At 69.3% G+C, this 6,239-nt stretch carries 7 protein-coding genes; 4 read left to right on the top strand and 3 right to left on the bottom strand.

What is annotated here, in order from left to right:
- The 3 genes from VLF18_RS13975 to VLF18_RS13965 form a co-directional block, all read left to right on the top strand.
- A partial coding sequence (locus VLF18_RS13975) for a methylmalonyl-CoA mutase family protein (protein ID WP_325280243.1) occupies positions 1-1,010 on the top strand: 1,010 nt, incomplete at its 5' end.
- 212 nt (positions 1,011-1,222) lie between these two features.
- Complete coding sequence (locus VLF18_RS13970; RefSeq protein ID WP_325280242.1) at positions 1,223-1,402, top strand: hypothetical protein; 180 nt, start codon at positions 1,223-1,225, stop codon at positions 1,400-1,402.
- A 20-nt stretch (positions 1,403-1,422) separates the two neighbouring features.
- The gene (locus VLF18_RS13965; protein ID WP_325280241.1) at positions 1,423-2,046 is read left to right on the top strand and encodes a 2'-5' RNA ligase family protein; all 624 of its coding nucleotides are present in this window, start codon (positions 1,423-1,425) and stop codon (positions 2,044-2,046) included.
- A gap of 526 nt (positions 2,047-2,572) precedes the next feature.
- On the opposite strand, the gene VLF18_RS13960 is transcribed toward VLF18_RS13965, so the two are convergent.
- Positions 2,573-2,779, bottom strand: a complete 207-nt coding sequence (locus tag VLF18_RS13960; protein ID WP_325280240.1) for a hypothetical protein — start codon at positions 2,777-2,779, stop codon at positions 2,573-2,575.
- 49 nt (positions 2,780-2,828) lie between these two features.
- Positions 2,829-3,656: an inositol monophosphatase family protein gene (locus tag VLF18_RS13955; protein ID WP_325280239.1), complete on the bottom strand. Its 828-nt coding sequence runs from the start codon at positions 3,654-3,656 to the stop codon at positions 2,829-2,831.
- A 363-nt stretch (positions 3,657-4,019) separates the two neighbouring features.
- Here VLF18_RS13955 and VLF18_RS13950 point away from each other — a divergent pair, with 363 nt between their 5' ends.
- Positions 4,020-4,697: a hypothetical protein gene (locus tag VLF18_RS13950; RefSeq protein WP_325280238.1), complete on the top strand. Its 678-nt coding sequence runs from the start codon at positions 4,020-4,022 to the stop codon at positions 4,695-4,697.
- A 111-nt stretch (positions 4,698-4,808) separates the two neighbouring features.
- Here VLF18_RS13950 and VLF18_RS13945 read toward each other — a convergent pair.
- The coding region (locus VLF18_RS13945) for a hypothetical protein (protein ID WP_325280237.1) at positions 4,809-6,239 on the bottom strand (1,431 nt) is incomplete at its 5' end.

Here is a 6,239-nt window from a genome sequence, read left to right as displayed (position 1 = left end):
TCCAGCAGTACTTCGTCGACAACGCGGTGCGCAACTTCTACTCGGTGAGCATCAGCGGGTACCACATCGCCGAGGCCGGGGCGAACCCTATCAGCCAGCTCGCCTTCACGCTGAGCAACGGCTTCACGATCGTCGAGTACTACCTCGCGCGCGGCATGAAGATCGACGACTTCGCGCCGAACCTGTCGTTCTTCTTCAGCAACGGCATGGATCCGGAATACACCGTCATCGGCCGCGTCGCGCGGCGCATCTGGGCGCGCGCGATGCGCGAGCGCTACGGCGCGTCGGCGCGCAGCCAGATGATGAAGTACCACATCCAGACCTCGGGCCGTTCGCTGCACGCGCAGGAAATCCAGTTCAACGACATCCGCACGACCCTGCAGGCGCTGTACGCGCTGTTCGACAACTGCAACAGCCTGCACACGAACGCCTACGACGAGGCGATCACGACGCCGACCGAGGAAAGCGTGCGCCGCGCGGTCGCGATCCAGATGATCATCAACAAGGAACTCGGCCTCAATTTCAACGAGAACCCCTGGCAGGGCAGCTTCATCGTCGACCAGCTGACCGATCTCGTCGAGGAAGCCGTCTACCGGGAATTCGAGGCGATCAGCGAGCGCGGCGGCGTGCTCGGCGCGATGGACACGATGTACCAGCGCGGCAAGATCCAGGAAGAAAGCCTCTACTACGAACACAAGAAGCACGACGGCAGCCTGCCGCTGATCGGCGTCAACACCTTCCTGCCGAAAGACCACGGCGGCGACATCGTCACCGAGATCGAACTGATCCGCTCGACCGAAAGCGAGAAGGGCCAGCAGATCGACAACGTCGCGAGCTATCAGGCGGGCCGAAATGCGTATGCCGACGGCGGCCTCAAGCCGCTGCAGGCCGCCGCGCGCGAACGCCGCAACGTGTTCGAAAGCCTGATGGACGCGGTCAAGACGCACAGCCTCGGCCAGATCAGCCATGCGCTGTATGACGTCGGTGGCGAGTACCGGCGCAACATGTAAGGCCGAGCGGCGCACGCGATGAAACTCGCCGGAAGGCCTCATGGGCTTGAGACTGCAGGCACTACGGCAATCCGTTCCGCGCACACGACCGGGAAGACATCCGCGAGCTGTAGCGCGTCAATCGGCATAACGTTGATGAAGATGCGCAGGCCGGCTATTCGCGTTGTTCGCGAAAGACGACTGGGTGCGGCGGTTGCCGCAGGAGTTCGACATTGACGAGTGATCCGAAGGTCAATGCGCCGCTCGCCGCGGCAGGCGGCTTGCGGTCGGGCACGGCGTCGGCGGAATACCGCTTCGAACGCCTCTTCGCGTTGATGGAAGTCGTCGAGATGTTGTGCCCGACGTGGCCGCGACGCGAGCCGGACGTCGATCGCGGCGGCTTTCGCCTCTAGGGAACACGATGCACGAATCCATGTCAGGACGATCGCCCGTTCCACAGTCCGCGGCGTCTTCGCCGGAGCAGTCGTCGCTGTTCGGCTCCGCGCCGCCGGTGCCGACCGACCGGCTGTTTCTCGGCATCTACCCGGATGCCGCGACCGCGGCGCGCATCGACGCGCTCGCGGCGGACGTCTGCGCGCGCCACGGCGTTCGCGCGCCGCGGCACCGGCCGGACCGGCTGCACATCACGCTGTTCCACATCGGCGACTGGGCCGGCCTGTCGCAGTGCACCGTCGATACCGTCGTCGCCGCGGCCGGGAGAGTCCGCGCCGAAGCGTTCGCGATCCGGATGAACGAAGTCGCGAGCTTCTCCGGCAATCGCGAGCGTCTGCCGCTCGTGCTCAAGGCCAGTCACGGCAACGAGGCACTGCATCGCTTTCGCGAACAGCTCGGTGTCGAACTCACGCGCGCCGGCCTGGGCCGCTGCGTGTCGAAGACGTTCGAACCGCACGTCACGCTCGTGTACGCGCCGCAGCGGCTCGAACCCGAACCGGTCGAGCCCGTGCGCTGGATCGCGTCGGAATTCGTGCTGATCCACAGTCTGCTCGGCAAGACGCAGCACCTGCGGCTCGGCAGCTGGCCGCTGCGCGCCGGATGAGCCGGTTCCGGCCGGGCTGAGCGCGGCGAAGACGACATCGCGGTCTCGAACCGGATGAATAGAACCATTGATGGTGCGGACGTCGGACGATCCCGCGACCTGGACGCGAGCGAGGCCGCGTGGCGGCAGCCGGGCTTCCGCCGCGTTCGCGGGCTCTTCACGACGCCGGAGTGCAAGACGTTGGCGGCGCACTGCGCCCGAATCGACGATGCCGGCGCGCGCGATCCGCTCGAACGGAACCGGTGCCGCGCGCTGCCTGCCGAACTGCGTTTTCGTCTTGCCGCATCGCCCCTGTTGCCCGCGCACCACGTCGCCGTGCAATGCGGTTTTTTCCAGAAATCCACAACCAGGAACCGGCTCGTCGCCCTGCATCGGGATCTCGCCGTGCCCGTTGCCGGGCGCGCGGACGAATCGACGAATGCGCGTACTTCGCTGGTGCCGGCGTCGTGCACCCTGCCGATCGCGGGCCGCAGCCGATTGATCTTGAACTCGGCGCCGACGACGTCGGCATCCGCGGGGGCTCTGGTCAGCGCCGCGTAGCGCAGGCGCCGTCGGCGATGCTGGTGATGGCGCCGGCGTGTACGTAGCCGTGCTGCTGCGAGAGCCGGTCGGAAAACGGCAGTGCGATATGGACTTCGCCTTCGGATACGAAGGCGAGACGCGCGCCGAGTGTCGTCATCAGTCCCTGCATGCCGAAGCTCGCGGCGATGCGTGTCCGCCGTTCAGTGTTCATGTGTCCGAAGGTGCGGTCGGAAACGCGACGAGGGGCAGAGCCGAATCGGTCAGGCCGGCCCGAGGTCGCTGGTATTCGCATTGAGCACGCTCAGTACGTCGCCGAGCAATCCCCGATCGCAGGCCGCGACGAGACCGCCGCCGAACACGACCTGCTCGCGCCGTCCGTCCAGCGCCGAGCAGACGCCGCCGGCTTCCTCGATGCAGGGCACGAGCGCGGCAATGTCCCAGGGCTGCATGATCGTGTCGATCGCGGCGTGCAGGCTGCCGCGGCAGACCAGCGCGTGCTGCAGGCAGTCGCCGCAGACGCGGAATTTCTTCGCGCGCCGGATCAGCGCGCCGAGCGCATAGGCCCGGCCGTCGCGCCCGGGCTGGATATCGCTCGCGTGCACGCCCGATGCGGACACGACAGCTTCGGCGAGCCGTGCCGGCGCGCGCACGCGAACCCGCGTCGTCTCGCCGTTGCGGTCGCGGAACCAGCAGCCGAGGCCGCGCGCGGCGTAGACGGTTTCGCCGAGCACCGGAAAATGGATCACGCCGACCAGCGGTTCGTCGTGCTCGGCATAGGCGATCAGCGTGCCGAACAGCGGCAGGCCGAGCGCGAACGCGCTCGTGCCGTCGAGCGGATCGACGATCCACTGCCGCGCCGCGCCGCGCTCGCCGCCGAACTCCTCGCCGAGCACGGCGTGATCGGGATGACGCTGCGCGATCGCCGCGCGTATCGCCCGCTCGGCGGCGCGGTCGGCGAGCGTGACCTCGGTGCCGTCGGCCTTGAGGTCGGCGGCGCAGCGCTGGTAGTGCGGCAGGATTTCGTCCTGCGCGGCGGCGGCCAGCGTCAGGGCGAAGTCGAGCAGTTCGCGATGGCGTTCGAGGTTCATGCGGGGCTCCGGGGGCGACGAGGCCGCTAGCGTATCGGTCCTCGCGACGGCGTGCGTGCACGCCTCCGATCGCGCGACGCCTGCGCCGCCGCGCCGGTGCGGGAGCGGCTGCGTCCAGGAAATGCCTGCGTGTTGCGGAAATTGCGTGCGCGACGCCCGGACCGGCGGCGCCGTCGCGCGGCCGTCTTCGCGGCGTCGTACGCACCCACGTTGTCGCGGTGCGGCATGAACTGCAAAAATGCGCCGTCCGCACGAAAGGGTAGTAACGGTGATTCCAGGGAAACGGCGTCGCGCGAGGAAGGCATCCGGCACTTCGATGGCGAAGCCATGCCGGCGGCGACGGACCGGCAGGAGGGCGGGCGCATGAATCTGACGTCCGCCGAATCGCTGCGTTTCGACATACGCGGCCTGCGCATGACCAATACCGGCAGTGCGCTGCGCGAGTGGGTCACCGCCACCGGCGACACGGTCGGCGTGCATTTTCACGACGGCCCGCCGGAACTCGCTGCCGATCCCTCCGATGTTGCCGGCGTCCGGCGCTACTACCGCGAGCGCGCCGTGGCCGACGGCTCGGGCCTGATCGAAGCCGACACGCTGCGCATCGCCGGCTGCCAGGCGATCCGCATCGTCTGCAAGGTGCCGCAGCAGCCCAGCGGCATGAGCTATCTCGGCGCGCTCGTGCTGCCGTTCCGCGATTTCTGTTTCGTCGTCGACGTCCATTGCATCGAGCGCAGCACGGCCGGCGTGCGTGAATCGACGATCCTCAACCACGCGCTCGCGAGCGGCGAAGTCACGCTGTCCGAACACGGCGACATGCTCGGCTGGGCGCGCGACCCCTACGGCGACCCGCAGCGCGCGCCCGTGCTCTGGAACCTGTCCGACGCACGCACGCACGACGCGCGCTTTCCCGACCACGCGCTGTCGCGCACGCGCGCGTTGCTCGATCGCGTCGAGACGACGCTGCGCCTCGACGACCGCGTCCGCACCGCGCCCGGCTTCGTCTATCGCAGCGGCAAGAGGCCGTGGTGGAGGCCTTGGTAGGGCGGAAATCAGGAATGGGGAATCGTCAAAAGCGCGGCGCGGCAGCCGGCTGCTTCCGGCCTGCACCGTGCGACGGTGTCCCGCTTTTGGCTCCTGACGATTCCCGATTCCCTACCCTCGGTTCCCTGCTACCTCCGCGCATGCCGTGATCCGCAGGCTGTTCGGGAACGGCGGGTCGACGCGGCAGGGCGCGACGCGTTCGCCGAGCCGCGCGCCGAGCAGCAGCGCGTACTCGGCGAAATACGTGTCCATGACGCCTTCGACGCGTGCGCGTTCGAGGCGGCGCGCGGCCGTGTCGCGGTCGCCGTCGGCGAGCGCCTGCCAGGCGCGCAGCAGTTCGGCGTTGCCGGCGTAGTCGGATTGGCTGCCGAGTTTTCCGGCGATGTCCTCGGTCGTGCGCGGCGAGGCGATGCCGAATTGCAACGCCGCCATCTGCAGTGCCGCCTGTTCCCAGTCGTGTGTCGCGATGCCGAAGGCGTCGGCGAGATAGCGCGCCGCGAGTTCGCGCTCGCCGGCGCGCATCGCGACGACGGCGAGAAATCCCAGCGTGCGTGCGCGGCAGATCCGCTGCAGTTCGCCGCAGCGCGGCAGCAGGTGCGCGAAGCGTTCGCCGGTGTCGGCGCTGCCGCTGACGTAAGCGGACAGCGCGCCGAGTTCGGCCATCTTCGTCGCGTTGTCGTAGGCGCGCGCCGCATCGGCGAGCGCGACCGACCGGTCGGCGGCGGCGATCGCGTCGGCGTAGCGGCCGCGCGTGTAGGCCAGGCGTGCGCGGACATACGTTTCCAGCATCGGCGCGCCGCGCAGGCGGCCGGCGTCGAGTTCCGCCTCGACCGCGTCGGCATCGCCGAGGCTGGCACGGTCGCCGAGCACGTAGACGACGACGCCGGGGCCGAGTTCGTCGAGCGGCACGTTGCGGTAGGCCGTCAGCGCCTTGCCGAACGCACGGCGTGCGAGGTGGTGATGAGCCAGCGCGTGATGAAGGCGCCAGGCGTTCGGACGCAGGTCGAGCATGGCGTCCTGCAGCTGGCGCGCGCGGTCGCCGTTGTCGCGCAGATGGCGGGCGAGCTCGACGAGCAGCCGCGTGTAGGCGGGCGTCTCGTCGCGTACGCGCGATTTCGCGAGCGCGGCCCAGCGTTCGAGTTCGGGCGGATTGCCGTAGGACTGCATCGCGAGCAGGGCCGGCGCGACCGGCGAGCGCGTGTCGAGTTCGGCGACCTGCAGCAGCAGTTCGCGCGCGCGTCCCGTGTCGGCGGCGCGTTCGGCGGCGAAAGCCAGGCGCAGCAGTCCGGCGGTGTCGCCGCGGCCCGCGTCGAGGTCGCCGGCGCGCAGGTCGTATTCGGCGCCGATCGAGGGATCGTGCAGGCTCATCGCGAGTCCGAGCCCGAGGAGCATGACGATCAGTGCGCCGGCGAGCAGGCGAGGGCGGCGCCATCGCGGCCGCGCGCGTGACGGGACGCTCGCCGGCGCCGCGGCCATGCCCGCATCGACGGCCGGTGCGGCGGGCGCCGTGGCGGATGGCGCGGCCGCGTCGACCTGCAGCTC

The organism is Tahibacter sp., from assembly GCF_035481375.1.
Lineage (GTDB): Bacteria > Pseudomonadota > Gammaproteobacteria > Xanthomonadales > Rhodanobacteraceae > Tahibacter.
This window is presented reverse-complemented; position numbering and strand designations above follow the sequence as displayed.

Coding starts and splice junctions, on each gene's coding strand:
- VLF18_RS13965 (WP_325280241.1), top strand. CDS start 1,423: ATGTCAGGACGATCGCCCGTTCCACAGTCCGCGGCGTCTTCGCCGGAG.
- VLF18_RS13960 (WP_325280240.1), bottom strand. CDS start 2,779: ATGAACACTGAACGGCGGACACGCATCGCCGCGAGCTTCGGCATGCAG.
- VLF18_RS13955 (WP_325280239.1), bottom strand. CDS start 3,656: ATGAACCTCGAACGCCATCGCGAACTGCTCGACTTCGCCCTGACGCTG.
- VLF18_RS13950 (WP_325280238.1), top strand. CDS start 4,020: ATGAATCTGACGTCCGCCGAATCGCTGCGTTTCGACATACGCGGCCTG.